24 protein-coding genes are annotated in these 25,594 nt (G+C 65.1%); 11 read left to right on the top strand and 13 right to left on the bottom strand.

All coding sequences use genetic code 11. The annotated features are described in order from the left end of the window. Positions 1-18 precede the first annotated feature (18 nt). Positions 19-624, bottom strand: coding sequence for a cytochrome b/b6 domain-containing protein (locus tag BM193_RS11435; protein WP_254786067.1), 606 nt, complete (start codon positions 622-624; stop codon positions 19-21). Further along, entirely contained in the window at positions 624-1,442 is an 819-nt protein-coding gene (locus BM193_RS11440; protein WP_254786069.1) for a DUF1223 domain-containing protein, read from the bottom strand. Before BM193_RS11440 ends, BM193_RS11435 begins: the two co-directional genes overlap by 1 nt. A 145-nt stretch (positions 1,443-1,587) precedes the next feature. Between BM193_RS11440 and BM193_RS11445 the strand changes: the two genes are divergently transcribed. The 8 genes from BM193_RS11445 (at position 1,588) to BM193_RS11480 (ending at position 9,566) form a co-directional block, all read left to right on the top strand. Then, positions 1,588-2,172, top strand: coding sequence for a sigma-70 family RNA polymerase sigma factor (locus tag BM193_RS11445; RefSeq protein ID WP_092797841.1), 585 nt, complete (start codon positions 1,588-1,590; stop codon positions 2,170-2,172). Further along, positions 2,169-2,816, top strand: coding sequence for an NrsF family protein (locus BM193_RS11450; protein ID WP_092797842.1), 648 nt, complete (start codon positions 2,169-2,171; stop codon positions 2,814-2,816). The genes BM193_RS11445 and BM193_RS11450 overlap by 4 nt, the downstream gene beginning before the upstream one ends. A 354-nt stretch (positions 2,817-3,170) precedes the next feature. Continuing rightward, positions 3,171-4,670 carry a DUF4331 domain-containing protein gene (locus BM193_RS11455; RefSeq protein WP_092797843.1) on the top strand — a complete coding sequence of 500 codons (1,500 nt, stop codon included), beginning with the start codon at positions 3,171-3,173 and terminating at the stop codon, positions 4,668-4,670. 17 nt (positions 4,671-4,687) lie between these two features. Then, positions 4,688-4,930, top strand: a complete 243-nt coding sequence (locus BM193_RS11460; protein WP_092797844.1) for a hypothetical protein — start codon at positions 4,688-4,690, stop codon at positions 4,928-4,930. A 75-nt stretch (positions 4,931-5,005) separates the two neighbouring features. Beyond that, positions 5,006-6,217, top strand: coding sequence for a tetratricopeptide repeat protein (locus tag BM193_RS11465; RefSeq protein WP_092797845.1), 1,212 nt, complete (start codon positions 5,006-5,008; stop codon positions 6,215-6,217). Next, complete coding sequence (locus BM193_RS11470) at positions 6,214-7,440, top strand: HupE/UreJ family protein (protein ID WP_092797846.1); 1,227 nt, start codon at positions 6,214-6,216, stop codon at positions 7,438-7,440. Before BM193_RS11465 ends, BM193_RS11470 begins: the two co-directional genes overlap by 4 nt. Before the next feature lie 109 nt (positions 7,441-7,549). After that, the gene (locus BM193_RS11475; protein WP_092797847.1) at positions 7,550-8,401 is read left to right on the top strand and encodes an aldo/keto reductase; all 852 of its coding nucleotides are present in this window, start codon (positions 7,550-7,552) and stop codon (positions 8,399-8,401) included. Positions 8,402-8,411: 10 nt separating this feature from the next. Continuing rightward, a complete protein-coding gene (locus tag BM193_RS11480; protein ID WP_092797848.1) occupies positions 8,412-9,566 on the top strand; it encodes an aldo/keto reductase in 1,155 nt (384 codons plus the stop codon). On the opposite strand, the gene BM193_RS11485 is transcribed toward BM193_RS11480, so the two are convergent. Further along, entirely contained in the window at positions 9,550-10,095 is a 546-nt protein-coding gene (locus tag BM193_RS11485) for an RNA 2'-phosphotransferase (RefSeq protein ID WP_092797849.1), read from the bottom strand. The genes BM193_RS11480 and BM193_RS11485 overlap by 17 nt on opposite strands. Positions 10,096-10,311: 216 nt before the next feature. Here BM193_RS11485 and BM193_RS11490 point away from each other — a divergent pair, with 216 nt between their 5' ends. After that, positions 10,312-11,700 (top strand): hypothetical protein, encoded by a 1,389-nt coding sequence (locus tag BM193_RS11490; protein WP_092832324.1) that lies wholly within the window; start codon positions 10,312-10,314, stop codon positions 11,698-11,700. Between the two features lie 33 nt (positions 11,701-11,733). Here BM193_RS11490 and BM193_RS11495 read toward each other — a convergent pair whose 3' ends face one another. Continuing rightward, complete coding sequence (locus tag BM193_RS11495) at positions 11,734-13,812, bottom strand: TonB-dependent receptor (RefSeq protein ID WP_092797851.1); 2,079 nt, start codon at positions 13,810-13,812, stop codon at positions 11,734-11,736. A gap of 95 nt (positions 13,813-13,907) precedes the next feature. Between BM193_RS11495 and BM193_RS11500 the strand changes: the two genes are divergently transcribed. Next, complete coding sequence (locus BM193_RS11500) at positions 13,908-15,122, top strand: response regulator (protein ID WP_092797852.1); 1,215 nt, start codon at positions 13,908-13,910, stop codon at positions 15,120-15,122. Here BM193_RS11500 and BM193_RS11505 read toward each other — a convergent pair. After that, positions 15,119-15,496, bottom strand: coding sequence for an immunity 22 family protein (locus BM193_RS11505; protein WP_092797853.1), 378 nt, complete (start codon positions 15,494-15,496; stop codon positions 15,119-15,121). The two genes, BM193_RS11500 and BM193_RS11505, sit on opposite strands and share 4 nt — an antisense overlap. Continuing rightward, complete coding sequence (locus BM193_RS11510) at positions 15,497-18,187, bottom strand: polysaccharide deacetylase family protein (protein WP_092797854.1); 2,691 nt, start codon at positions 18,185-18,187, stop codon at positions 15,497-15,499. 161 nt (positions 18,188-18,348) lie between these two features. Between BM193_RS11510 and BM193_RS29275 the strand changes: the two genes are divergently transcribed. Next, the gene (locus BM193_RS29275) at positions 18,349-18,471 is read left to right on the top strand and encodes a hypothetical protein (RefSeq protein ID WP_275528112.1); all 123 of its coding nucleotides are present in this window, start codon (positions 18,349-18,351) and stop codon (positions 18,469-18,471) included. A gap of 22 nt (positions 18,472-18,493) precedes the next feature. Here the strand turns inward: BM193_RS29275 and BM193_RS11515 are convergent, their stop codons facing one another. Genes BM193_RS11515 through BM193_RS11545 form a run of 7 tightly spaced genes read right to left on the bottom strand, consistent with a single transcriptional unit; the run spans position 18,494 to position 25,511 of the window. Next, positions 18,494-19,552 (bottom strand): ABC transporter substrate-binding protein, encoded by a 1,059-nt coding sequence (locus BM193_RS11515; RefSeq protein WP_175533248.1) that lies wholly within the window; start codon positions 19,550-19,552, stop codon positions 18,494-18,496. 48 nt (positions 19,553-19,600) lie between these two features. Continuing rightward, entirely contained in the window at positions 19,601-20,656 is a 1,056-nt protein-coding gene (locus tag BM193_RS11520; RefSeq protein WP_092797856.1) for an ABC transporter substrate-binding protein, read from the bottom strand. A 39-nt stretch (positions 20,657-20,695) separates the two neighbouring features. Next, on the bottom strand, positions 20,696-21,577 hold the full coding sequence (locus BM193_RS11525) for an ABC transporter ATP-binding protein (protein ID WP_092797857.1): 882 nt from the start codon (positions 21,575-21,577) through the stop codon (positions 20,696-20,698). After that, a complete protein-coding gene (locus BM193_RS11530; RefSeq protein WP_139176122.1) occupies positions 21,574-22,839 on the bottom strand; it encodes an MFS transporter in 1,266 nt (421 codons plus the stop codon). Before BM193_RS11530 ends, BM193_RS11525 begins: the two co-directional genes overlap by 4 nt. Continuing rightward, positions 22,832-23,596 carry an ABC transporter permease gene (locus BM193_RS11535; protein ID WP_092797859.1) on the bottom strand — a complete coding sequence of 255 codons (765 nt, stop codon included), beginning with the start codon at positions 23,594-23,596 and terminating at the stop codon, positions 22,832-22,834. Before BM193_RS11535 ends, BM193_RS11530 begins: the two co-directional genes overlap by 8 nt. Then, positions 23,593-24,441 carry an ABC transporter permease gene (locus tag BM193_RS11540; protein ID WP_092797860.1) on the bottom strand — a complete coding sequence of 283 codons (849 nt, stop codon included), beginning with the start codon at positions 24,439-24,441 and terminating at the stop codon, positions 23,593-23,595. Before BM193_RS11540 ends, BM193_RS11535 begins: the two co-directional genes overlap by 4 nt. Continuing rightward, complete coding sequence (locus tag BM193_RS11545; RefSeq protein WP_092797861.1) at positions 24,438-25,511, bottom strand: PhnD/SsuA/transferrin family substrate-binding protein; 1,074 nt, start codon at positions 25,509-25,511, stop codon at positions 24,438-24,440. The genes BM193_RS11540 and BM193_RS11545 overlap by 4 nt, the downstream gene beginning before the upstream one ends. Between the last annotated feature and the right edge of the window lie 83 nt (positions 25,512-25,594).

Raw genomic sequence — 25,594 nt, forward strand, 5'->3', positions numbered from 1 at the left:
GGGATTCTCCAGTGTCCGTCAGCGGCCGCGCAGCATGGCCAGCAGGGTGCGCGGCACCAGCGCCACCATCACCAGGTGCACGCCGACAAAGCCCACCAGCAGCGCCATGGCGATGAAATGCACGCGGCGCGCGCTGTCGTAGCCGCCCATCAGCTCGCGCAGCAGGGGAAACTGCACGGATTTCCACAGCACCAGCCCTGACAGCACCAGCACGATGCAATCCAGCATGACGAACAGGTAGGCGGCGCGCTGCACCATGTTGTAGTGGCGCGGATCGGCATGCGCCAGCTTGCCTTTCAGGGCGGCGAGAAAATCGGCCAGCAGCAGGCGCGGCGACAAGGGGAAGAACTGGCGCCGCAGCCGTCCCGAGACGATATTGATGACCAGATACAGCAAGCCATTGGCCACCAGCAGCCACATGGCGGCAAAGTGCCATTGCAGCGCGCCGCCCAGCCAGCCGCCCAGGGTCAGGGCGCGCGGCAGTTCGAAGGGAAAGAACGGCGCCGCGTTATAGATGCGCCAGCCGCTGGTGGCCAGCAGCACCACGGCCACGGCATTGAGCCAGTGCGTGAGGCGCAGCCAGGCGGGATGGATCGTCGCGGTCGACATGGCATGGGCAGACATCACAGGACTCCCTTGGCGCATTGCGCCGTGCTGACGGCTTGCAGGATGGCGCTGCTGTCGGCCCGCTGCACGAAGGCCACCACTTGCAGCTGCTCCGGGCGCCAGCTGGCGGGTAGCCTGACTTCACGGCGCAGACTGGCGTGGCCCTGCGCCAGCGCCACGGGCCCCAGCCACAGGCGCACGGCCGCGTCGTGGTGCAGGGTGGCGCCGCGGTTTTCGCCGCGCAGCACTTTCGAGACGATGCCGCTTTCACTGACGGCCAGATACAAGTCGCCGCCGGTCTGCGCATCGGGCGCCGCCGCCTGCGCTTCCAGCAGCAGCGTGCCGCCCGGCCCCGGCGTGGCGGCGAGGCTGATATTCACGGGCGCGCCCGTCGCGTTGATGCGGCGTATGGCCGTCGGCAACTGGGCATCCCAGCTGCGCAATTCCGTGCCGCCGACAAAAAACTGTGGCGTGTAGGCCACATGGCGGGGCTGGTGGCGCAGCAGCTCGGCCTGGCGCGCATCGAATTGCGGCTGCGCCAGCGGGTCTTTCCAGCCGATCTGGTCCCAGTAGGTGACGTGCAGCGCCAGCGGCACGATCAGGCTGGCCGCGCCCGTCCCCGCCTCCACCTCCCGGCGCAAGGCGCTCAGGCGCTGGTCGGCGGGCGGGCAGCTGGAACAGCCTTCGCTGCTGTACAGTTCCACCAGCGCCGCCGTCTGCGGCCCGCTTTTCACGGCGCAGCGCTGGCCGGCCGCCATTTGCGCGCCAGCCGGAGCCACCGCGAGCAACAGGCAGGCAGGAAGAAAACAGGCGGCGAGACGGGACTTGATAATCATGATGACTAACCGTTATAGTGAATTAAGAAGCGTGGAGTGAAGCACTGTGCTTGCCTGTCAATTCGCCGCCACCGGCGGATTGGTTACAGCCATCCGCGATTATTTTTCAATTTATTTTTTTCAACGCCTGTCACCAAAGGCCTGCATGCAACGAATACCGGTAAGCGAACACCTGCATGGCACGGAATTGCGGCTGCATGGGCTGATGCTGCGCGGGCTCGACGGCGATGCGGCGGCGTACCGCAGTTTCTTGCAGGCGACGAGCGCCCACTTGCGCGCCTTCCTGCGGCGCCGCCTGCAACGCTGGCCGGACGACGTGGAAGACCTGGTGCAGGAGTGCCTGCTGGCCATCCACAACCAGCGCCTGACGTATGACACTGGCGTGCCGCTGACGTCGTGGATCCATGCGATCGCGCGCTATAAACTGATCGACTGGCTGCGCCGGCATGCGCGGCGCGAGGCGCAGCACTTGCCGTATGATGAGGAGGATAGTACGCAGGAACTGTTTTCCAGCGCCGATGCCGAGGCGGCCGAAGCCAGCCGCGACCTGGCGGCCTTGCTGCAGACCTTGCCGGCGCAGCAGCGCGACGCCATCGTGCATACCAAGCTCGACGGCTGGGCCGTGCGCGACACGGCCAAGGCCATGAATATTTCGGAAGCCAGCGTCAAAGTGGCCGTGCATCGCGGCCTGAAGACACTGGCGGCCAAGCTGAGGACAAACGCAGAATGAAAACCGATGACTTGATCGCCATGCTGGCCAGCGGCCCGGATGTGGCCGCCGCCCCGCCGCCCGGCGCACCGTGGCGCGCCGCCGCCACCCTGGGCGCCGGCCTGCTGGCCAGTATCGCGCTGATGGCGCTGCTGCTGGGCGTGCGCCCCAACCTGGACCAGCTCGCCCTGCTGCCCGACTTCTGGATCAAGGTCGGCTTCGTCCTCTGCATCTGCCTGGCGGCCTGGCATGTCAGCCACCGCCTGTGCGTGCCGGGCGCCAGCACGCGCGCCCTGCCCCTGCTCATCGCCATGCCATTGTTCCTGATGTGGGCGCTGGGCGCCATCATCCTGCAGGAAGCGCCAGCCGAACAGCGGGCCGAACTGTTCTGGGGCGCCACCTGGCGCAGCTGTCCCCTGCTGATCGCCATGCTGTCGCTGCCCATCCTGGCCGCCGTGCTGCGCCTGATGCGCCAGCTGGCACCCACGCGCCTGCGATTGGCGGGCGCGGCCGCCGGGTTCGCCGCCGGCGCCATGGCCGCCCTCGTCTACTGCCTGCACTGCCCGGAACTGGCCGCCAGCTTCGTCGGCTTCTGGTACGTGCTGGGCATGCTGGTACCGACCGCCCTTGGCGCCGCCGTCGGCCCCAAAGTGCTGGCCTGGTAACGCATTGCCCGGCGAGGGCAGCCGCGTCTATCGACTTCATATCCGCAAAGTCACGCATTCCCACGCGCGCGCCGCCCGTGCGCGCCTGCCCCCCGGCATAGCGCAACCGGCTGGCGCGGCTGGCCGCTGGCCTGTCTTTTCCTGTCCACAAAATATTTATTCTTGCTGAAGCGCAATATCCACGTAGAGTCGATCTCGTGCGCCAGCCCCCTGACGATCGACGGCCGTTCACTCTTCTACCAAAAATAAATTGTAAAGAGTGAATCTGATCGTGCTGGCGCCCCGTACAAGTGATGCAGTCCCGTAATTCCTGCAAGTCCTGTCACCGCGTATAACAATTCAGGGAGAATCGACATGTCTTTGTTCCGCTCGAAAACCGCACTGGGCGCCGCCATCCTGGGCAACCTGCTCGCCGTGACCCTCGCGCCATCGGCCCACGCTTCCAGCCACCGCGAAGCGCCGTTCATCACGCAAAACCCGAAAGTCGACGCCACCGACTTCTATCTGTTCCGCAGCTATGAAGCGGGCCGCGGCGCCTACACGACCCTGGTGGCCGACTACGTGCCGCTGCAGGACGCCTATGGCGGGCCGAACTACTTCGCCATGGACCCCAACGCCCTGTACGAAATCCATATCGACAACAATGGCGACGGCAAGGAAGACATCACCTTCCAGTTCCGCTTCACCAACACCATCAAGGATGGCCAGTTCACCGTGGGCGGCAAGAAAGTCTCGATTCCGCTCGTCATCAACGGCGGCGCCATCGACACGGTCAACCCGGCCGGCCTGAACGTGCGCGAAACGTATAGCGTCACCGTGGTGCGGGGCGACCGCCGCAGCGGCACGCGCAGCAGCGTGACCAATGCCACGGGCGGCGGCACGACCTTCGACAAGCCCGTCGACAATATCGGCAACAAGGCCATCCCCAACTACGCCGCGTATGCCGCGCAGCACGTGTATGCCGTGAATATTCCCGGCTGCGCCACGCCGGCGCGCATGTTCGTCGGCCAGCGCAAGGACCCGTTCGTGGTCAACCTGGGCGAAACGTTCGACTTGATCAACATCAAGGCGCCCGCCACGGAGTTCGCCGCGAACGCGGAATCGGCCGCCAAGGATGACCTGGCCAGGAAAAACGTCACGGCCATCGAAATGGAAGTGCCGACCGCCTGCCTGACGGCGGGCAGCGACCCCGTCATCGGCGGCTGGACCACGGCCAGCCTGCGCCAGGGCCGCCTGCTGAACCCGGCGCCGGGCACCAGCACCACGGCGTCGAAGGAAGGCGGCGCCTGGGTGCAAGTGTCGCGCCTGGGCATGCCCCTGGTCAATGAACTGGTGATCGGCCTGAAGGACAAGGACCGCTTCAACGCCAGCAAGCCATCGGGCGACGCGCAATTTGCCGACTACGTAACCAATCCCACGGCACCGGCCCTGGTGGAAGTGCTGTACGGCTCGGCCGGCGCCAAGGCGCCCACCAACTTCCCCCGCAATGACCTGGTGGCCACCTTCCTGACAGGCATCAAGGGCGTGAACCAGCCCGTCACCGTGACGGCATCGGAAATGCTGCGCCTGAACACCTCGATTGCCGCCACCGCGGTGGGCGCGCAAAACCGCCTCGGCGTCATCGGCGGCGATAACGCGGGCTTCCCGAACGGCCGGCGTCCCGGCGACGACGTGGTCGACGTGGTGCTGCGCGTGGCCATGGGCAAGCTGTGCACGCTGAACATCGGCTGCGCCCCGGCCGACGCCCCCGCCGGCGGCCTGCACTTCACGGACGGCGCCTATCTCGATGAAACCTTCTTCACGGCAGGCTTCCCCTATCTGAAAAACCCCGTGGCCGGTTCGCCGCAGCAATAAGCCGACAGGAGAACGCGATGAAAAAGCTCTATGCAATCAGCGCCCTGGCGCTCGCGGCCCTGCTCGGTGGCTGCGGTGGCGGTGGCAGCAGCACCGATAGCGGCAGCGGCGGCGTCAATCCGCCACCGGTGGCCATGCTCGATGCGTTTTATGTGGCCGTCAGCAACGTCATCCTGACCACCAGCGAGGACAAGGAAGGCGTCAGCATCGACGCCATCATGGCGACGTCCCCGGAAACCACGGAACCCGTGCCGTTGTAAATCCGGGCGGGCGCCGGCAACACGGCTTTCCGGCGCCCCTGTCGATTCCTTCCATCCCTGTCCACGGCATCCGCGATGAAAATAGCCATTTCCCTGCTGTGCGCCTGCCTGCCCGTGCTGGCACCTGCCGCGCCCTACACGCCGAAAGATGGCGGCACCGTCATCGAGCAGCTGCCGCGCCGCGCCGACGCCACGCAGCTGGCACTGCGCGGCCTGCGCCAGCAACTGACTGACAATCCGCAAGACCTGGCGCTGGCCGCCGGCCTGGCGCAGCGCTATATCGCGCTGGCGCGCAGCGAGACGGATCCGCGCTATCTGGGCTACGCGCAGGCGGCGCTGGCGCCGTGGTGGCGGCAGGCGGCGCCGCCCGTGCCCGTGCGCCTGCTGCGCGCCACCATTTTGCAAAGCACGCACCAGTTCGGCCCCGCGCTGCACGATCTCGACGCCGTGATCGCGCAGGAACCGGCCAATGGCCAGGCCTGGCTGACGCGGGCCACCGTGCTCACCGTGCAGGGCGACTATGCGAAGGCGACGGCCAGCTGCGCGCGCCTGTCCGCCTTGAGCACGCAACTCGTCACCGTCACCTGCATCGCCAACGTGGCCAGCGTCACAGGCCGCGCCGCCGCCAGCGAGCGCTTGCTGGACCTGACCTTGCAACGCAGCGCCGGCGCGGCGCCCGAGCTGGAAAGCTGGGCTTTGACGCTGCTGGCGGAAATGGCCACGCGGCGCGGCGAGATGGCCCTGGCCGAGGCACGCTACGCAACAGCCCTGGCGCGGCAGCCGCGCGACAGCTACCTGCTGGGCGCGTATGCGGATTTCCTGCTCGACCAGCGCCGTCCGCAGGAGGTCGTCAAGCTGCTCAAGGACCAGCAGCGCATCGACGCCCTGCTGCTGCGCTACGCGCTGGCGCTGCAGGCGCTGCCCGGCCAACAGACGGCACTCCAGGCCGCGACAGCGGAACTGGCGGCCCGCTTCAACGCCGCCATGCAGCGCGGCGACACGGTGCACCAGCGCGAACAGGCGCGTTTCGCCCTGTTCCTGCAGCGCGATGTGCCGGCCGCCGTGCAACTGGCGCAGAAAAACTGGGCCATCCAGAAGGAAGTGCCGGACATGCGCATCCTGCTCGAAGCGGCGCTGGCCGCGCGCAATTACGCCGCCGCGCAGCCCGTGCTGGCCTGGGTGGCGGCGAACGGCGTGGAAGACGTGGCCCTGCAGCGCCTCGTCAGGCAGCTGGGGCCGCAGGACGGCCAGAAGCTCAGCGCCGCGCGCAAGGCGGGTGCCCTGTGAGCGCCCGCCTTGCCCTGTGCCTGCTGCTGCTGTGCGCCTGGCTTTCTCCGGCCCAGGCGCACAAGCCCAGCGACAGCTATCTGAGCCTGAGCGTGCATGGCCAGCGGATCGAGGGCCAGTGGGATATCGCCCTGCGCGACCTCGATTTCGCCATCGGCCTCGATGGCAATGGCGACGGCGCGCTGACGTGGGATGAGGTGCGTGCGCGCCACGCCGCCATCGCCGCCTACGCCCTGCAGCGCCTGCAGGTGGCCAGCGACCGGGGCGTGTGCCCGCTGCGCGCCACGCAGCAGCTGATCGACAGCCACACGGATGGCGCCTACAACGTGCTGCGCTTCCAGGCCGATTGCCCCGGCGCCGCGCCTGCCAGCCTGTCCATCGGCTACACGCTGTTCGCCGACCTCGATCCGCAGCACAAGGGCCTGTTGAAACTCGCGCATGGCGGCAACACGCAGACGGCCATCTTCGACCCGGACAGCCCGCGCCAGCGCCTCTCGCTGGCCGCGCCCGACCGCCTGGCGCAGTTCCGCGCGTATGTGAAACACGGCATCTGGCATATCTGGATCGGCTATGACCACATCCTGTTCCTGCTGTCGCTGCTGCTGCCGGCCGTGCTGCTGAAAAGTCCGGATGACACGGACCGTTTACACCCGACGGCACAGAGCCGGGGTCTGTCCTTCCAGGAGCGGAATGTGCCCCATTGGGGCATATTCCCCCCGAGGGCCCGACCCCAGACTGTGCCTCCGGGTTTGAAGGCGGCGTTTATTGACGTTTTCAAAGTCGTCACGGCCTTCACGCTGGCCCATTCCATCACCTTGACCCTGGCCAGCCTGTCCCTCGTGTCGCTGCCTTCGCGCTGGGTGGAGTCCGCCATCGCCGCTTCCGTGATCCTGGCGGCGCTGAACAACCTGCTGCCCCTGTTCCGCGGCAGGCGCCCCGTGGCCGCCTTCGCCTTTGGCCTGATCCACGGCTTCGGCTTTGCCAGCGTGCTGCGCGACCTGGGTTTGCCGCAGGGTGCATTGCTGGCCAGCCTGTTCGGCTTCAACGTGGGCGTGGAGATCGGCCAGCTGGCCATCGTCGCCGCCTTTTTACCCGTCGCCTGGCTGCTGCGCAAGACCTGGTTCTACCGCCAGGTGCTGACCGTCGGCTCGCTGGCCATCGCGCTGGTGGCGGCCGTGTGGCTGGTGGAGAGAATTGCCGATATCAAGCTGATCAGCGCATGAGCGGGGCACTCATTAGCGCCACTAATAAGTGCATGCCGATTCCAGTGGCTTATCAAGGAAGGGATTAGGCCGTAGAGTAGCTCCTGTCAATAACCGAAGGAGCCCCGCCATGGAACACGTCACCCTCAACAACGGCATCACCATGCCCATCGCCGGCTACGGCGTCTTCCAGATCCCCGACCCGGCCGAATGCGAGCGCAGCGTGATCGACGCCATCGCCGCCGGCTACCGCCTGATCGATACGGCCGCCTCCTATCTGAATGAGGCGGCCGTCGGCCAGGGTATCGCCCACGGCGGCGTGCCGCGCGAGCACCTGTTCGTCACCAGCAAGCTGTGGGTGCAGGACACGGGCTACGAACGCACGGCGCAGGCGATCGACGACTCGCTGCGGCGCTTGCGCCTCGATTACCTGGACCTGTACCTGATCCATCAGCCGTTTGGCGACGTGCACGGTTCCTGGCGCGCCATGCAGGATGCGTATCGCAGCGGCAAGCTGCGTGCCATCGGCGTGAGCAATTTCCAGCCCGACCGCCTGATGGATATCATCGCCTTCAACGACATCGCGCCCGCCGTCAACCAGATCGAAATCAATCCCTTCCACCAGCAAGCCGACAGCGTGGCCTTCATGCTCGACCACGGCGTGCAGCCGCAGGCGTGGGCGCCGTTCGCCGAAGGCCGCAACAACCTGTTCCAGAACGAGGTGCTGCTGGGCATCGCCGCCAAATACGGCAAATCCGTGGGCCAAATCGTCCTGCGCTGGCTCACGCACCGCGGCATCGCCGTGCTGGCCAAGACCGTGCGCCGCGAGCGCATGGCGGAAAACCTGGCCATCGTTGACTTCGACCTCGACGAGGCGGACATGGCCGCCATCGCCACCCTGGAAACGAGCACCAGCAGCTTCTTTTCGCACCGCGACCCGGCCATCGTCCAATGGATGGCCGAACGCAAGCTTGATATTTAAGGGAAAAGCCATGTCAACGACACACACGACGGCCACGGGTCGCCGCGGTTTCCTGCGGGCGGCGGGCGGCCTGGCCGCCACGTCCATGATAGGCCAGGCGCAGGGCCAGGCGCCCGCCGCTGCCTGCGCAACGGCCCCGGCTCCCCTGACGGGGCGGCGCAAGCTGGGCACCCTGGACGTGTCCAGCCTGGGCCTGGGCGTGCAAAACATGAGCCGCAGCTACCAGACGACGATCCCCAGCCGCCCGGAGATGCACAGGATTATCCGCACGGCCTACGAACGGGGCGCTACCTTGTACGACGCGGCCGAAGCCTACGGTCCGCATGAGGTGGAGCGCATTCTCGGCGAGGGCGTGGCGCCGTTCCGCAACGACATCGTCATCGCCACCAAGTTCGGCTGGAACATCGACCAGCAGACGGGCCAGCGCCGCCCCGGCCTGAACAGCCGCCCCGCGCACATCAAGCTGGTCGTCGACGGCATGCTCAAGCGCCTGCGCACGGACCGCATCGACCTGCTGTACCAGCACCGGGTCGACCCGCAAGTACCCATCGAGGACGTGGCCGGCGCCGTGCAGGACCTGATGCGCGAAGGCAAAGTGCTGCACTGGGGCTTGTCGGAGATGGGCTTGCAGACCCTGCGCCGCGCCCATGCGGCCCTGCCCGTTTCCGCCGTGCAAAGCGAATACTCGATGCTGTGGCGCGGGCCGGAAGACGGCGTGCTGGCCCTGTGCGCGGAGCTGGGCATCGGCTTCGTGCCGTGGAGCCCGCTGGGCGTGGGCTTTTTGACGGGCGCCATCGACGCGAAAACCCGTTTTGCCGACGGCGACATCCGCCAGGTGGAATCGCGTTTTGCAGCGGAAAACCTGCCGCACAACCTGGCGCTGGTGGCATTGATCAACAACTGGGCGGCGCGCAAGCAGGCGACACCAGCCCGTATCGCCCTGGCCTGGCTGCTGGCGCAGCGGCCGTGGATCGTGCCCATCCCCGGCACGACGCAGATGGCGCACCTGGAAGACAATCTGGGCGCGGCGGGCGTGCATTTTACGTCAGCGGAAGTGGCCGAGCTGAACCAGGCCGTGGCGGCCATCACGGTGCAAGGCGCCAGGCTGCCCGATGCCGTGCTGGCCTATTCGGGCGTGGAGGCGCCTTTCAAGCAAACGCGATGAAGACCTGCGGCACAGTGTCAGTCAGCCACACGCCATTGGCCGACACATAAAACACGCGGCCCTGCGCCTGCATGGCGGCCGCATCCACGGCCAGCACGACCGGCTTGCCATGGCGCGCGCCCACGGCCACGGCCGTTTCGCGGTTGCTTGACAGATGCACGTGCTTGCGCGCTCCCGGCAGCAGGCCGGCCGCGCGGATCGCCTCGACAAAGCGGCTGGCCGTGCCGTGGTACAGCATGGCGGGCGGCGTGGCGGGCGGCAGAGCGATATCGACGGCGGCCAAGGAATGCCCCTGGTTGGCGCGGATGCGCAAGCCGTCATCGCTGATGGCGTAGCGCCGCTTGCTGTCGCGCGCCACCACGTCGTTCAATTGTTCACGAGAAATGGAACGGCCGTGGCTGGCCGATTGCGCCAGCAGCTGGCCGATGTCGGCCCAGCCCTGGGCATCGAGCGCGAGGCTGATTTTTTCCGGAGCGTGGCGCAGGATAAGGGAAAGGAATTTACTGGTTTGTACTAAATGATCTGTCATTCAATCTTTTTGTGATGCGCACGCACAGCCGTGCACCATGCTTGCAGTGTAGCAGAGGCCGCGCCGCCATGGCAGCGACCTCACTTGCCACGGTAAAGTGCGCGCACTTTACCGTCTTCTTGAAATCCATCAAGCGATATTGAATGACTGAATACACAGCCAGTCGCTGCGCGCAAGATGGCTTGATTCATTCACTTCCACTGATGTATCAAATACATGAACGCTGCACAGGATCACAGTGATCTCATGGATCGAGTCGAATGGGAACTCGCGGCCCTGCGCGAATCAACCTTTCCATCGGGTCGCCTTTCTGCGTGCGAAGGGCACGATGGCTTGCCATTGTTACATGTGACCATGGCAGCGGAGCTGCTTTCCTTCATTCAAGAATCGATATCGTTGGCACATCAGCATGAAGACGAATGGGGATTTACGGCGGAAGACTTGCTTCATATCGGCGCCAACCCGCCCCGAGGCTTGCTGATCGATTGCACAAGCTTGCACATCCCCGACAGCTTCAGCATGGAAGAAAATATCCTGGCGGATTTTGGCTGGTACTACATCGAGTTCGATTTTTCCCGCTCGATCTTCAAGCACATGTCCATACGCTTCGAGTCATACGCAAGGAGAGTGGAATTTATTCTCAATGCAACTACCATCCTGGGAAATGGCGAGATCTGGCCGCTGAAATCATCAGCAACAATATATGCAACTGATTTTTCCGTCAAAGAAATTTTCAGAACCTCAGGAAGTTTCAATCTGATTGAAATAAAAAGATCAGAAATAGCATTTCTGGAAATTCATGGCGCAAGAATACGACGGGCACACATCATCAATTGCAATATATCCGATGGAATACGGATACGCAGAGTAACAATTCTGGAAGATATTTCATTTCGCGAATCCAGAATAAAATTAATTGCAACATTCGAAGATTGTAAATTTGAGTTACCGCCAGACTTTCATGATGTTTCCGCACCCAGCGAAACGACTTTTTTACACACTGAGTATGGTTTGGCCAAGGATAAAAAGCGGTCTGAAGTTTTCATTTCAAATAAACAGATCATGAACGACACCCCCGGCCGCTTTCGGGCTTTGCGTATCGCCATGAAAAAAGCTGGCGCGCAGCACGAAGAAGCAGAATTTTTTTCCCAGGAATTACGCTCACGGCGCCGCGCCGCCCTCTCTTCCGACTCGCATATCACGATGGATATGGCAGAAATTGCCATATCATGGATCTATGATCAGATTTCTGCCTTCGGCACCTCCATCTGGCGCGCCCTGCTATCGTTTATTCTATGGAACTTCGCCTACTGGTGTGTATTTTATATTTTCGAAATATTTTTTTGCAATAACAAGCAATGCTTCCTGATTAACAAAAATTTAGAAAGCAAGATTTTTTCGGAGCATCCTGCATTGACCATTGCCATGCAGAACGCGCTCAATCCATTGTCCATCTTTGCCAGCAATGCGTTCCTCAACGCAAATAGCATCACGCTGCTTGCCCTCTCCTTGCTTCAAAGCATAGGTTCGGTCGGCATCGCCGCCCTTCTTCTGCTCGCGATTAAAGGACGTTTTCAACGTGGCGGTGGCGGTGGCAGCGCTTGAGGATCGCTTCGCCTGCATTCTTGCGCCGGGCAATTAAAACGCATACGCCAGTGTCAAGCGCACCGAGCGCGGTTCGACGGGATGAAAATGCCGGTCGCTCACCCCATCCGCCGCTTCCCCTGGCAGGCGCGACGCATAGTAATAATCGATGTCGCTGGCGCGTTTATTTAGCAAGTTGAAGACGTCGAGCGACAGCCGCGTCCTGCGGTTGAGCTGGTACGCCACCCGCGCGTACGCCAGGGTCGTTGACGCGGAGCGCACGCTGTTGTCCTCGATCAGGGGACGGGGGCCGAAGTAGCGCAGCTGGAAGGCGCCCGACCACGGGCCCTGGTCCGTCACCGTCACGCCGAACGAGGCCACCCTGTCGATCGAACCGGGAATATAATTGCCGGCCGCATCGTTTTCCGTGTAGCGCGAGCGCGACGCGGCCAGGTCCAGGTCGAACAGCAGCCATGGCGCGGCAATGTAATGGTTGTTCCACTCGATGCCGTGGCGGCGGCTGGCGCGGCTCGGCTGCGTCTCGCCCGCGTCACCGACGAACAGCAGTTCCGAGGCGATGTCGAGGCGCCACAGGGCCAGCGAGCTTTGCAGGCCAGGCAGCCACTCCGTGCGCGCCCCCAGCTCCATGCCCTTCGTCGGCACCAGCGGCGTCACGGGCGTGGACGCTTCGCCGTCCGGCAGGCGCGTCTGCGTCGTGCCGCGCGCATCGTTGCTGTGAAAACCCTTGCCGTAATTCACGAAAAACTCCGTCCTGCTCCACGGCCCCAGTATCAACGACAGTTTTGGCGACACCACCTGGTCGTTCGCCGTGCCGCTGTTGCCTTCGATACTGCTGGCCACCTTGAAGCGGTAGGCGTCATAGCGCAGCCCCGCCACGGAACGCAGCCAAGGCAGCCATTGCGCGGTGTTTTCAGCATACAGGCCCAGGCTGCTCTCGCGCACCCTGTCTTCGCGCACCGTGCTTTGCCGGATGCGTTCCACCGTGTCGTACAGGCCCACGGGCGAGAGCCGGTCGAAGCGCGCCTGCACGCCCAGCTTGTTGCGCAGGGCCAGGCCCGCCAGCTGCGTGTTCCAGCTTTCGCTGGCGTTCACGCCCGCCACCGTGCGCCGTTCGCTCTGCTGGAACTGGTCGCCTGCCGCCGGCTTGGCGAGAAAATAGGTGAAATCGCTGTTCAGTTCCAGCTGCGAGCGGATCACGTAGGCGTCGAATTCGAACAGGCGGTTCTCCGTGCGCCGGCGCTGCGCGTACGACAGGCTGGTGCGCGAGGTGTCGCCGCCATCGCTGGGCGCCAGGCTGCCGAAGCGGCCGATCTGGCCGGACGCCACGGCGCGCAGCGGCACCTGGTCGGTGGCGTTCCAGCTGTTCTTGTAGGCCATGGCCGTCACGCTGAAGCCGTCGTCCTGCGTGCCCTGGCTGTAGCGCAGCACGCCGCTGACTTTGCGCACGCGCTCCGGCACGTCCCAGGGACCGTTGTTGCGGTTCACTTCCAGCCCGACCAGCAAGGTGCCCGGCCCGGCGTCGATGGAATCGGCCAGCACGCCCCGCACATAGCCGTGCTGGCCCACGGACATGCTGGCCTGGCCCTGCGGCAACTTGTCGGCCAGGCGGATACGCGCCGCACCGGCCGAGGCGAAATCGCCTTCGCCGGCGAAATACGGCCCCTTCTTGTAATCGATGCGCTGCACCAGTTCGGGAATGAGGAAATTGAGGTCGGAATAGCCTTGTCCATGCGCATGCGTGCGCATGTTGACGGGCATGCCATCCACATACATGGCGAAATCGGTGCCGTGATCGAGGTTGAAACCGCGCAAGAAATACTGGTTGGCCTTGCCGTCGCCGCTGTGCTGGGTGACGATCAGGCCCGGCACGAATTCCAGCAATTCGCCCGTGCGCAAGGCGGGCCGGTTGACGATCAGTTCGCTGGTGATGACGCCCTGGCTGGCCGCATCCGAGGTGCCGACGGCGTTGTCGTAGTGGCCCGCCACGCGCACCGTGCGCGACTCGTCGGCCACTGGCGCGGCCTCGTCCGGCGCTTGCGCCCCCGCCTGGAACGCCATGCTCGACAATGCCAGCGCACAAGCTGCCGCCAGTTTGCTTTTTCTCAATCGCATCGCGTCTCCAGTTTTTATGATGTCAGTACGGGCCCCTGTGTTTCATATACGCGGGCAAACGCCTGTCCGGATTCAGTTTTTTCAAGGAACACACCGTGGACTTGACCGATAGCGCCGGCAAGACAACAAAAACCGTCGCCGCCGCCGTGCGCAAGCGCGACGTGCTGCCCTACATCCTGCTGTTCATCCTGCTGGCGGGCCTGCTGGCCGTGCTGGCGGGCGCCATGCTGCCGCCCTACTATGATGCCGTGCCGGCGCTGCTGTGGAGCCTGGGCTTCTGCGTCAGCGGCATGCTGCTGGGATTTCTGTTCGGCATCCCCCGCACCCTGCCCTCGGGCACCGTCAACATGGCGCCGGACGACCGGCGCGACGGCAAGGGCCGGGCCACGGACGAGCTCCCTGCCACGGCCGGCGGCGCCGAGCCGAATCCGGCCACTGCCAGCAATACCCTGTTCCTCGGCACGCCCACGCCCATGGAAATCAATTCCAACCTGGTGGAAGTGTCGGACTGGCTGACAAAAATCATCGTCGGCGTGGGCTTGATCGAGCTGAAAAGCCTGCCCGGCAGCGCGCGCAGCATGGCAGCCTTCATCGCGCCCAGCCTGGCCATCGATACGGCCACGGCCATGGCTGTGGTGGGCGGCATCATGCTGTTCTTTTCCGTGCATGGTTTCCTGATCGGCTATCTGCTCACGCGCATTTATCTATCCATCATGATCAAGCGCGCCGACAGCCTCGTCAAGAACGAGTCGGTGCGCCTGGAAAGCGGCAAGGAAATTGAAGTCACGGAACTGAGCCGTTTGCAGCAAAAGTCGCTGGACGACATGCAGGAAGCCGTCACCCAGCTGCTGCTGGCCCATCCGCCGGACGGTTCGCCCGCCGTCACGGCCCTGGCCGGCATGCCGACGGCGCAAAAGCCCGCCAGCCTGGTGCTGTGGCTGGACGACCATCCACGCAACAACACCTTGCTGGTGGAACAGCTGGAACGGGAAAACATCAAGGTGGACCAGGCCGTCTCGATGCGGCAGGCGCTGGCCATGCTGCAGCAGAAGCCGTATGCGCTGCTGATCACGGACATGGCACGGGCGGAAAACGGGCGGCGCCTGAAGGATGCGGGCGTGCGCACCGTACGCGAGGTGCGCCAGGCGCATGCCGCGCTGCCCATCATCGTGTATTGCAGCAAGGATACGGTGGCCAGCTATGGCACGGAAGCGGAGGCGGCCGGCGCCCGCTTCATCACCACCTCGGGCACCAGCTTGCTGGCGGCCGTCAACAAGCTGTTGCACGAGGAACGCGCGGCCGGTGGCTAGTCTTCCACGCGATAGGGATAGCTGCCGACATGCCGCAGCGAACTGCGTCGCGGATGCGCCAGCTGATTCGGAGCAAACACGCAGACGCCGGTGTCGGCCAGCATGCCCTGCGCATCCGCGCACGCCTGCGCCAGCCAGCTGTCGCCATATGACACGCCGTCCAGCAACTGCGCCAGCGGCACGGGCGACGCCAGCATGGCGCTTTCCATGCAGGCTGGCTCGTAGTCCGTCAGGCCCGTTTCCAGCATGAATGGCGACGGCAGCGCGTCGCCATCGTCCGTGCAGCTGGGCGCCAGGTAGGCCTGCAGCGCTTCCCTGCTGGCAAAGCGCCCGCTGCAGGCGAACACATGGACGATGGGTAAGGCGGCGGCCAACTACAGCTTGTCCATCTTTTGCCGCACGGCCGGCGCCATCGACGCCGTCGGCGCCAGCTCCAGATACGTCTTGTACGCCGCCTTCGCCTTCGCCGCATCGCCGGCCCTGGCATACGCATCGCCCAGGTTCAGGTAGGCGATGGCGCGCGACGGGTCCATCTTGACCGTGTTTTCAAACCAGCGCGCCGCTTCGCGGTATTTTTCCTGCTTGTAGAAGACAAAGCCCAGGTTGTTGGCCGCCAGCGCGAAGTCGGGACGCAATTTCAGCGCTTCCGTAAATTGCGCCTCCGCCGCCGCATACTGTTTCTCCTTGTACAACTGCAAGCCCCGGTCGTTGGCCCGCTGCGCCAGCTGGCGCGCCGAGGTCGGCACGGCGCCCGGCGTGACGATCTTCTGTTCGCCGCCCTGCAAATCCTTCACCGTCACGCTGGCCGCCGCCGGCTTGGCGTCGAGCTTGCTGTTCAGGGCGATGGCTTCCGTCGACAATTGCGTCGTCGTCGGGCTGAGGAATTCCGTCTCGCCCGGCAGCTCGAAGACGAAGTCGCCCCCTTCCGAACCGGGCAGGCTGCCAAAGGCGGGCGTCTGGTTCGACACGCTGGAGACGGCGGGCGCCACGTAGGCCGCCAGTTCCGTGGCCGTGATGAGGCCGTCGCCGTTCAGGTCAGCCTTGCCGGCCAGGCCCTGCAGCAGGGTCCAGGTAAACACGGAATGGCCGTTCGGGCCGCCATCGGCCACCAGCTGGTCGCCGCCGCCGGCCGTCAGCATTTGCCGGCCGATGCGCTTGGCGTTGTCGCGCAGGAAGTTGGTGGAACCGGCGCCGCGCGTCAGGCCCAGTCCGCTGTAGCAGGCATCCATGACGAAGAAGGCATGCTTGGCCGTCAGGCTTTCCGCGATATTCTGGATTTCCGTCATCGGAATCGCATCCGTGGCAAACTGCGCCGGGTCGGAATCGGCAGGCACGATATAGCCCAGGTCGCGCCCCGAACTCAGCTTGCGCGTGGCGCCGTGGCCGGCGAAGAAGACGAAGATGCGGTCATTCTTTTGCACGCCGCCATGGGCCAGCTTGTCGTGGAAGGCGGCCAGGATGTTGTTACGCGTCGCTTCGCCGTTTTTCAGGGTCACGACGCGCTCGGGCGCAAAGGCGAATTTCTCGATCAGGGTTTCGCGGATGCCTTGCGCGTCGCGCACCGCGTATTGCAGCTTCGGCCACTTGGCATAATCGTCGATGCCGATCACCACGGCCCAGGAATTGGCATAGCCCGTGGAAACGGGCACTTTGTCCGGCGCGGGCGCCGCGCTCTTCGCCACCTGGAAACTGGTGCCATCCCAGCCCGCGAATTGATAGCCTTCGGCGATCAGCTTGTCGAGCACGGCCGGCAAGGCTTTCACCGTGCGCTCATGGATGTCGTGGAACAGCACGATGCCGCGCCCCGCCTTGTCGACGGAGGCCAGCACGCGGTTGGTGATCGAGCTGGGCACGGGGTCGGCCCAGTCCAGCGAATCGATATTCCACATCACGGATTTCAAATGCGCATCGGCCAGCGCGGCCATGCCTTCGCTGTTGCGCGCGCCATACGGAAAGCGGAACAGCGCGGCCCGCTCGGGGCTGATGGCCTTCAATAAAGTGTCGGTGCCGAGGATTTCGCCCTTCAGCTTGTCGCCCGTCTGCTTGGATAACTGTGCGTGGCTGAAACTGTGGTTGCCCACGGCATAGCCTTCCTGCATCAGCTTGCGGCTCACTTCCGCGCCCGCGCCCAGCTTGGCGTGGCCTTGCGCATCGAGCGAACCGAGGTTGCGGCCCACGTTGAAGAACACGGCCGGCACGCCATACTGTTTCAGGATGGCGCTGATTTCTTCCGTGTAGCGGCGGTGCGGGCCGTCGTCGAAGGTCAGCACGATGGTTTTCTTCGGCAAACCGAGGCCGAAGATTTCCGCTTCCTCTTTTTTGGGCGCCGGCTTGGCTTCCGGCACCGTGCCAGCCGGGGGTACGGCATACGGCACGACGATGCCGTTTTCCTTGAGGATCTGCTCGCGGCTGTAGAGTTTTTTCAGCTGCGCCACGTAATCGTCCCACCGTTCACGCTTGAGTTCGATGGCGCGCTGGCCCAGGTTGCCGAAGATTTGCCGGATTTCCTTCTCGTAATTGCGCTCGATCTCGCCCAGTGCATCGAGGTCTTCGGAAATGCGCTTGTGCAGCTTGATCGCCGGCAAGGAGCTATCCTTGGCCACGTCGGCCAGCATGCTTTGCAGCAGTTCGCGGAAAGCCAGGCGGTCGGCGTCGTACAGGCCGGGATCGGATTCGATGTAGGTGAGCAGGCTGTCGAGCGCCTCGAAGCGGCCCGGATTGGTGGGCGCCATCAGCTGGTCCAGCGCAAGATCGAGCTTGGCGATGCGTTCCTGGTTTTCATGGAACAGCGCCTGCCCCACTTTACGGGCCTCGTCGCGCGCCCCTTCCGGCAAGCTTTGCTCGTCGGCCAGCAGCACGATGATCTTGCGGAAATTGGCCAGCAAGTCGCGGAACTGGCTGGCCACGGCGGCAGTATCGGCGGCCTGCGGCGTGGCGGCCGGGCTGCCCGATGCTGGCGTGCCAGGCGTGGCGGTGGCGGCGGGACGGGTAAACGTATAAATGCCGGCCCCAGCGGCGAGTGCCACGACGACGGTGGCGGCGATCTTGATCGGCTTGGAAGTCACAGGCTTGTCATTCCCTTCACATACTATGCATACAATTCGGATGGCGCGGATGCGCACGATGCATAATTGTAGAGCACGCTTGGCAAAATGCTCATCCCGCACGCTGAATTTGAGCAATAATACGGCCGCACACTCACAATGACGTGACAACGGGAACGACGATGCACAAGAAACTCTGCGCCGCTGCGCTGATGCTGGGAATGGCACTGATGCTGCTGCAATTGCGCGCGCATGCGGGCGATGGCGTACTGAAGCTGGTAGGACGCGTGTGCCTGCCGCATTAATCCACGCGCCCCTGTTCCCGCATCACACCTTGGCCGGCTCCCAGTAATTGGCCAGGCCCAGCTTTTTCAAGCCGGCCGCCACGAAGCGCGGTTCCAGCAATTCTTCCGCCGTCAATGGCTGGCGGATCAGCTTTTGTTCCTGCGCAAACGCCAGCACCCGGCGGTAATGGCGGTACACGGCGTCGTCGTACAGGGGCGACCAGCGCTCCTTCCACTGCAGGCCCGGATCGTCGTAGCTGCGCCGCACGACGCTGTCGGGCGTGCCATTGCGCGTGCCATCCTTGATCACGGCTTCGCGGTTGCCATCGAGCGCGGCCCAATGCTGGGCCCGCAGCCAGGCCGTGGCCACCAGTTCGGCGATATCGGGATGGGCTTGCGTAAAGTCGCGCCGCGCCCACAGCTCCGCGCGCATTTTTCTCTCTGGCAAGCCCTTGCTGGACCAGATGATGCGGCCGATGCCCTTGTCTTCCAGCGGATAGCCGTTGATCATGAACAAGGCATCGACGGCGCCCGTGGCCAGCGCGGCCGTGCCCGGCTTGAGATCCATGTTAATCAGGCGAAAATCCGTGGGCGACATGCGCTGGTCGGCGATCAGCTGGCGCAAGCCCAGTTCCCACGGCCGCCCCCGGTGCACGCTGATGCGCTTGCCCTTCAGTTCAGCCAGCGAAGTGGCGCGCGAACTGGTGGGCACCAGCAGGAACTGGTCCGTGCCCCGCCCCGCCGGCACGATCACCTGCGTGCGCACGCCGCCCGCGTTGAGGATCACGGACGGCAAGTCGCCATACGCGGCCATGTCGATGCGCCCGCTGGCGAACGCCTCGTTCATGGTCGCGCCCGTGTCGCCCGTGACGGGCAGCCATTCCAGCCGCACTCCCCGCTGCCTGAGTTCGCGGGCCAGCCAGCCTTCCTGCTGCACCCGGTAAGCGATGCCGCCCAGCTCCGCCCTGCCGTTTTCCGCAAAGCCCGTCGAGGCGATGCGCAGGGCCGCTGGCGGCGCCCCCGCTGTTTTCGCCGCCACCGCGGCCGCCTGTCCCGCCAGGGGCAGCAAGGCCAGCCCGCCCATCACCGTGCGTCGCCGCATCGCATTCTCCTCATCATCGAACATGGCCACCGTTGACGTGCTTCCCGCTCAGGCCGCGCGGCGCGTCTGCGCCAGCGCCGCGTCGAAAGGACGGGGATCGATCCACGCGCGCACGTCGACCTTGTTGGGCAGGAAGTTCCAGCGGAACAAAAAGTCGCTGAAATCCTGCAAGCCGGCGACCGACGTTTCCGCCAGGTCCGTGTCCAGGCGCAGATGCGCATCCTTGCCATAGGCCACCTGCACCCAGTGCTCGCTGGCATTCGATTCGCGCGCGAGGAAACGCCGCGTCTCGTCCGCATGGCCGCGCGCCCACGCTTCGGCCCGCAGCACCTGCTCGACCAGGGTCACGGCCGAGCTGAAATGATGCTCCAGCAAGTGCGCATCGACGCTCAGGGTGCGCGGCGTGCCATTGTTGGCGCGGATCAAGGGTTCCGGATGGCTGCCCGTGTCGATCACCGTATGCAGGCCGAATTGCTGCGCCAGCTGGGCGGCCGAGGCGCCTTTCAGGAAGATGGCATCGACCTCGCCCCGCAGGAGGCCCAGCAGCTCCGGGCTTTGCCCGCCGCGCCGCGCGCCGCTGAACAGATTCGTTGCCGCGCCCGGCTCCGGCGGCGCCTCGCTCTGGCCTGCCTGGATCACATAATCGACCAGTTCCACGTCGGCAACGCTCAAGCCTTCCAGGCTCAGGGCGTTTTCCAGCCCCCGCAAGGCTTGCGCACGCGCAAAGTCGATCTGCGCCCTGGCCCACAGGGGCAAGCCGAAACGCCGTCCCTTCAAGTCGCGCACCGTCTCGACGCCGCTGCCGGGCAGGGTCAATATCAGCTGCGTCTCGTCCGACCACGACAAGCCGATGACGCGCGTGTCGCGCCCTGCCGCCCTGGCCCACAGGGCGGGAATATTGCCGCCGTGGCGCACGGAATTCTGCAGGGTATGGTCGAAATGCGATTCGCGCACGGCTTCCTGGTCCGATTCGCGCAGCGAGCGCAAGCTGGTGCCATCGGCGCGCAAGGCCTGTTCCAGCCAGCCCTGCTGCAGGGCAATCCCCAAGCCCGTCGGCACGGGGCAGCGCGTGTACCACAGGGTGTCAAGTGTGTCATTGCTCATCTGGTATCTCCTGGTGGGTGGATCGGTCAACTATGTCGTTTACAGCGCCATCCTGCGCGCCCATTCATTGCCATCCCACAAGCTGCTGGGATGCACATCGTGCGCCGCCGGCGCATGCGACTCGTCGAGGTCGCTGAAATCCGCATGCAGCCCGTCGCGGATGGCGACAAAGCCCGGAGATCCCCGCTGGCGCGGATGGGCCAGCGGCACCTCCTGCACCCGGCGCACCTTGCCGGGCCGCGCATCGAGCACGACGATGCGGTCGGCCAGGTAGACGGCTTCATCGATGTCATGCGTGACCATCACCATGGTGATGCCCTCGTCCTGCCACAGGCGGCGCAGCTCCTGCTGCAGGCGCAAGCGGGTCAGCGCGTCGAGCGCGCCCAGCGGTTCATCCAGCAGCAGCACGTCGGGCCGCCCGACGAGGGCGCGCGCGATGGCGGCCCGCTGCGACATGCCGCCCGATAACTGATGCGGATACGCATCCGCATAGCCGTCGAGGCCCACGCGCGTGATTTCCGCCGCCACGCGCGACTCGCGCTCGGCCAGCGGCACCTTGGTATTGCTGAACGCCACGGCCACGTTCTGCTGTACCGTCAGCCAAGGAAACAAACGGTGGTCCTGGAACACGAGGCCCCGGCGCAAGTCCGTGCCGCGAATCGGCACACCGTCGTGCAGCAGCAAGCCCGTGTAGTCCGTATCGAGACCCGCCAGCAGGCGCAGCAAGGTGGATTTGCCGCAGCCGGAGGCGCCCACGATGGCGACGAATTCGCCGGGCGCGATCGTCAGGGAAATATCGTCGAGCACGGGCAGCGGCGCGCCTTTCAGCGCAAACGACTTGCTCACGTGCTGCACCTGCAAGCCGCCGCTCAGGTGCTGCCGCTGCGGCAGCAAGGTCGATGGGGAAACAACATCATTCATGGCACACTCTCTGCGGTGGGGGCAAGGGAAGGAATGGCGGCGGGCGGCGCCCGGCGCAGCCAGCGGCTGCCGTGGAAACAGAGCCAGGCGGCCAGCCAGGGAAACAGCCAGATCAGGAATACATTGCGCAAGCCCGTCACGTCGGCCAGGTGGCCGGCCGCCAGCGCCCCGGCCGTGCCGCCCACCATGCCGAACAGCGTCAAATGGGCGGAAACGCGGGCCTTGTCGACGGGAGCGCGGGCGATATTATCTGTATTGACGAGGTTATTCACGCCCAGCCCCAGCCCCAGCAGCACGGAGGCGGCCAGGTAGGCGATGCTGGACGGCCACAGGCCCAGGATCAGCAAGGCCGCCATGATGGCCAGGTGGGCGCCGCCGTACAGTTGCTCCCGGTAGCGGCTGGCCAGCACGCAGCGCCCGAGGAACAGCAGCACCAGCACGCAGCTGAGTCCCTGCACGGCCATCAGCCAGACGGAGTGGTGCGCAGGCCAATGCAGCACGCGGATGGCCAGCAGGATGGAAAACACGCCCACGCTGGACGCCGTGAAGCTGGCGAGTATCTCGAACAGATACGTGCTGCGCACGATGGGCAGGCGCAGCAGTTCGCGCAGGCTGGCCGCACCGGGCGGCGCCCCCTGTCCCGCCTGCTTGCGCGGTGCCGTATTGTCAGGCAACACTTGCCAGCCCAGCACGGCCAGGATGGCAAACATCAGGGCCGAGATCAGGAAGCCCGCCTTCAGGCCCAGCTGCGCGATCAGGTAATTGCCGCACAAAGGCCCCAGGAACTGCATGCCGAGGATCAAGGTTCCCTTGTACCAGCCCGCCTTGCCCTGCCCCAGTTCCGGCAGGCGCACGAGAAATACGGTGCTCATGGCCACGATGCGCAGCGAGATGCACAGTCCCACGAGAAACATCATCAGGGCCACCCATTGCCAGCCGGGCAGCCACGGCAGCACGCAAAAGGCCAGCGCCAGGCTCAGGCTGACAGCCGCATACAGATGCTTCGGGTTGCCGCGCGACAGAATGTAGCCGGCCGGGATGGTGCCCAGCGCCATGGCCAGGGTTTCCGCGCTGCTGATCGTGGCCAGCTGGAAGTTGCTCACGTGCAGATGCAAGCCCAGCAAGGTGGCCAGCACCTTGTTCATGCCGATGGTCACGCCCGACAGCAGGGTCAAGCCGATAAAGCGCAGCAGGAAGGCGCGCAACTCCCCCTCGCGGGCGCTGGCGGCCGCATCTGGCTGGAGTGGCAGGGATTTATTCACTGCTGCGCCCCTTCACCAGCAAACGCGCGAGACGCGCAAACGCCACGTTCATGGCCTGCGCCAGCAAGGCGATCACGAGCACGGCCAGCAGCACGACGTCCATGCGGCCCGACACTTCCCCGTTGAGCAATAAGGAACCCATGCCGGGGCCGGCCGCAAACAGCAGTTCGCCGCCCAGGCACGCCAGCCAGGCGAACGCCAGCGCATGCGTGACCCCGGTAACGATGGCCGGCATGGCGCCTGGCAACAAAATCTGGCGCAAGGTCTGCCAGGGCGTCAGGGTCAGTACCTGCCCCACTTCGCGCAAGCGCCCCTCCACCTGGCGCATGCCCGCATAGGTGTTGAGCACGGTGGGATACAAGGCGGCGATGGCGATCACCAGCAGCTTGGCGCCGTCGCCATTGCCCACCCACAAGCCCAGCAAGGGAATCAGGCCCAGCAAGGGAACCTGGCGGATGCTGTGGAACAGCGGGCCGATCAGCCGGTCGGCCAGCGCCGACTGCGCCATCAGCGCGCCCGTGACGATGCCCGCGCTGCCGCCCAGCAGCAAGCCGGCCAGCGTGCGGCCCAGGCTGGCGCGCAGGTGCACCCACAGTTCGCCCGTGATCACCAGGTCGCGCAGGCTGTGCGCCAGATCGCCCAGCGAGACGAAGATGTAGGCGGCGGCAGCGCCCTGGCCGGACGCCCATTGCCAGGCCCCCAGCAAGGCCAGCGGCAGCAGCGCGCCCTTGATGATTAACACTAAACGCTGCCTCATGCGGCGCCTCCCTTACCATCCCCATGACGCTTCCAGCGCATCAATCGCGCTTCCAGGGCGTGGCACGCCCGGTCCAGGCCGAAGCCGATCACGCCCGTCAGCACCACGCCCACCATCACCACGTCGAGGCGGAACATTTGCCGGCCCATTTCCATCATCTGGCCCAGGCCGCTGTCGGCGGCCAGCAATTCCGCCCCCACCAGCACCATCCACGAGCGCGACAGGGCGATGCGCATGCCCGTCAGCGCGGCCGGCACGATGGCGGGCAGGACGATCAGGCGGATGCGCTGCCAGCGCGAAAAGCAATACACTTGCGCCACCTCAAAATAACGCTGCGACAGGTTGCGGATGGCATCATGCACGGCCAGCGCGACGATGAAGAAGCTGGCCTTGGCCACGATAAACACTTTAAAGCTCTCGCCTATGCCGAACAGCAAGATGAACAAAGGGATCAGGGCCACGGTCGGCAGCTGGCGCAGGACATTGAACGTGGGATCGACATAGCTGCGCAAGCCCGGCGACAGGCCCAGCACGACGCCGAACGCCAGGCCCGCGCTGGCGCCCAGCCCAAAACCGGCCAGCAGGCGGAACAGGCTGATGCCCAGGTGCTGGCCCAGTTCGCCGCTCTCGGCCAGGTCGCGGGCCGTCAGCAGCACTTGCCACGGCGACATCAAGATGTGCGCGGGCATCCATTCGAAAGTGGTGGCGGCCGTCCACAGCAGCAGCAAGGCCAGCGGCGAGGCCCACACGGACCAGGGCGAGCGCACGAAGCGCCGCAGCCACGGACTGTGCGCGGTGCGCGCCGGCGCGGAAGAGCGCGGCAAGGCGATGGTGAGGGTAGTCATGGCGCCCAGTAGGTTTGCAATTTCAGCTGCGCCAGCGCCTGGTTGACGAACTGGGGCGCGAACAGGCTGTCGACTTGCAGCGGACGCGCGATCAGGCCCGCGCTCTTCGCATACGCCGCCTCGCCCACATAATGCTGGCGCAGGCCGGCCGTGAACAAGGGCGACCAGCGCGCCTGCCACGGCGTGTGGTCGCCCACCAGTTCGCGCCGCACCACGCTTTCCACCTGGCCCGCGGATGCCTCGGTGCGCACGTATTCGTCTTCGCCGCCGGCGCCGGCGGCCCGGTGGTGCTCGCGCACATAGGCCGTCACCACCAGCTGGGCCAGCTGCGGATAGGCCTTGAGGAAACCGCTGTCGGCCCACAGTTCGGCGCGCATCTTCCAGTCCTGCGGCGGCGCCTTGCTGGACCAGATGATCTTGCCCACCTTTTTATCTTCCAGCAAAAAGGCGTCGCTGAGGGTAAAGAAGGCGTCGGCCCCGCCCGTGGCCACCGCCGCCGCGCCCGCCTGCGGGTTCAGGTTGAGGATCTTCACGTCGCGCAAGGTCATGCCGTTTGCTTCCAGCAGGCGCGCGAACGGGTATTCCCACGGCCGGCCACGGTGCAGGGCGATCTTCTTGCCCTTCAAGTCCTTGATCGAGCGGGCCGTCGAGCCGTTCGGCACCACCAGGTAAGTATTGCTGAAACTGCCGCCGGGCAGGATCAGCCGCGTCTGCAGGCCCGAGGCATTGGCGATAATCGATGGCAAGTCGCCATACTGGGCCAGGTCGATCGAATGGTTGGCAAACGCTTCGTTGACTTGTGTCGCCACGGAATTGGTGGTGACGGGCACCCATTCCAGCTTCACGCCCAGCTTGCCCAGTTCGGCCGCCAGCCAGCCTTGCGCGGCCACCTGGGCGGCCGAGCCGGCAAACACGGTCTTGCCGGACGGCGCCGCGCGCGCCACGACGGCGATGCGCACGGCGGCCGGCAGCGGCTCGGCCGCCGCCGCGATGGCTGGCGCCAGCAGGCTGGCCACCACGATGGCGGCCGACAGCTTGCGCCACCTCAAACGTAAGAATTTCAATGACATTGCGGACCTGTTCTGATTAAGGATCATTCAAACAGCGACGCCTGACAAAACCGTCGCGAGCGGCAGCGATTTGTGGCCGGGAA

The organism is Janthinobacterium sp. 344 (assembly GCF_900112025.1).
Taxonomy (GTDB): Bacteria; Pseudomonadota; Gammaproteobacteria; order Burkholderiales; family Burkholderiaceae_D; genus Janthinobacterium.

What these genes read in the sequence shown, in the direction of transcription:
- BM193_RS11435 (WP_254786067.1), bottom strand. Translation starts at nt 624, where the DNA reads ATGTCTGCCCATGCCATGTCGACCGCGACGATCCATCCCGCCTGGCTG.
- BM193_RS11440 (WP_254786069.1), bottom strand. Translation starts at nt 1,442, where the DNA reads ATGATTATCAAGTCCCGTCTCGCCGCCTGTTTTCTTCCTGCCTGCCTG.
- BM193_RS11445 (WP_092797841.1), top strand. Translation starts at nt 1,588, where the DNA reads ATGCAACGAATACCGGTAAGCGAACACCTGCATGGCACGGAATTGCGG.
- BM193_RS11450 (WP_092797842.1), top strand. Translation starts at nt 2,169, where the DNA reads ATGAAAACCGATGACTTGATCGCCATGCTGGCCAGCGGCCCGGATGTG.
- BM193_RS11455 (WP_092797843.1), top strand. Translation starts at nt 3,171, where the DNA reads ATGTCTTTGTTCCGCTCGAAAACCGCACTGGGCGCCGCCATCCTGGGC.
- BM193_RS11460 (WP_092797844.1), top strand. Translation starts at nt 4,688, where the DNA reads ATGAAAAAGCTCTATGCAATCAGCGCCCTGGCGCTCGCGGCCCTGCTC.
- BM193_RS11465 (WP_092797845.1), top strand. Translation starts at nt 5,006, where the DNA reads ATGAAAATAGCCATTTCCCTGCTGTGCGCCTGCCTGCCCGTGCTGGCA.
- BM193_RS11475 (WP_092797847.1), top strand. Translation starts at nt 7,550, where the DNA reads ATGGAACACGTCACCCTCAACAACGGCATCACCATGCCCATCGCCGGC.
- BM193_RS11480 (WP_092797848.1), top strand. Translation starts at nt 8,412, where the DNA reads ATGTCAACGACACACACGACGGCCACGGGTCGCCGCGGTTTCCTGCGG.
- BM193_RS11485 (WP_092797849.1), bottom strand. Translation starts at nt 10,095, where the DNA reads ATGACAGATCATTTAGTACAAACCAGTAAATTCCTTTCCCTTATCCTG.
- BM193_RS11490 (WP_092832324.1), top strand. Translation starts at nt 10,312, where the DNA reads ATGAACGCTGCACAGGATCACAGTGATCTCATGGATCGAGTCGAATGG.
- BM193_RS11495 (WP_092797851.1), bottom strand. Translation starts at nt 13,812, where the DNA reads ATGCGATTGAGAAAAAGCAAACTGGCGGCAGCTTGTGCGCTGGCATTG.
- BM193_RS29275 (WP_275528112.1), top strand. Translation starts at nt 18,349, where the DNA reads ATGCACAAGAAACTCTGCGCCGCTGCGCTGATGCTGGGAATGGCACTG.
- BM193_RS11515 (WP_175533248.1), bottom strand. Translation starts at nt 19,552, where the DNA reads ATGCGGCGACGCACGGTGATGGGCGGGCTGGCCTTGCTGCCCCTGGCG.
- BM193_RS11520 (WP_092797856.1), bottom strand. Translation starts at nt 20,656, where the DNA reads ATGAGCAATGACACACTTGACACCCTGTGGTACACGCGCTGCCCCGTG.
- BM193_RS11525 (WP_092797857.1), bottom strand. Translation starts at nt 21,577, where the DNA reads ATGAATGATGTTGTTTCCCCATCGACCTTGCTGCCGCAGCGGCAGCAC.
- BM193_RS11535 (WP_092797859.1), bottom strand. Translation starts at nt 23,596, where the DNA reads ATGAGGCAGCGTTTAGTGTTAATCATCAAGGGCGCGCTGCTGCCGCTG.
- BM193_RS11540 (WP_092797860.1), bottom strand. Translation starts at nt 24,441, where the DNA reads ATGACTACCCTCACCATCGCCTTGCCGCGCTCTTCCGCGCCGGCGCGC.
- BM193_RS11545 (WP_092797861.1), bottom strand. Translation starts at nt 25,511, where the DNA reads ATGTCATTGAAATTCTTACGTTTGAGGTGGCGCAAGCTGTCGGCCGCC.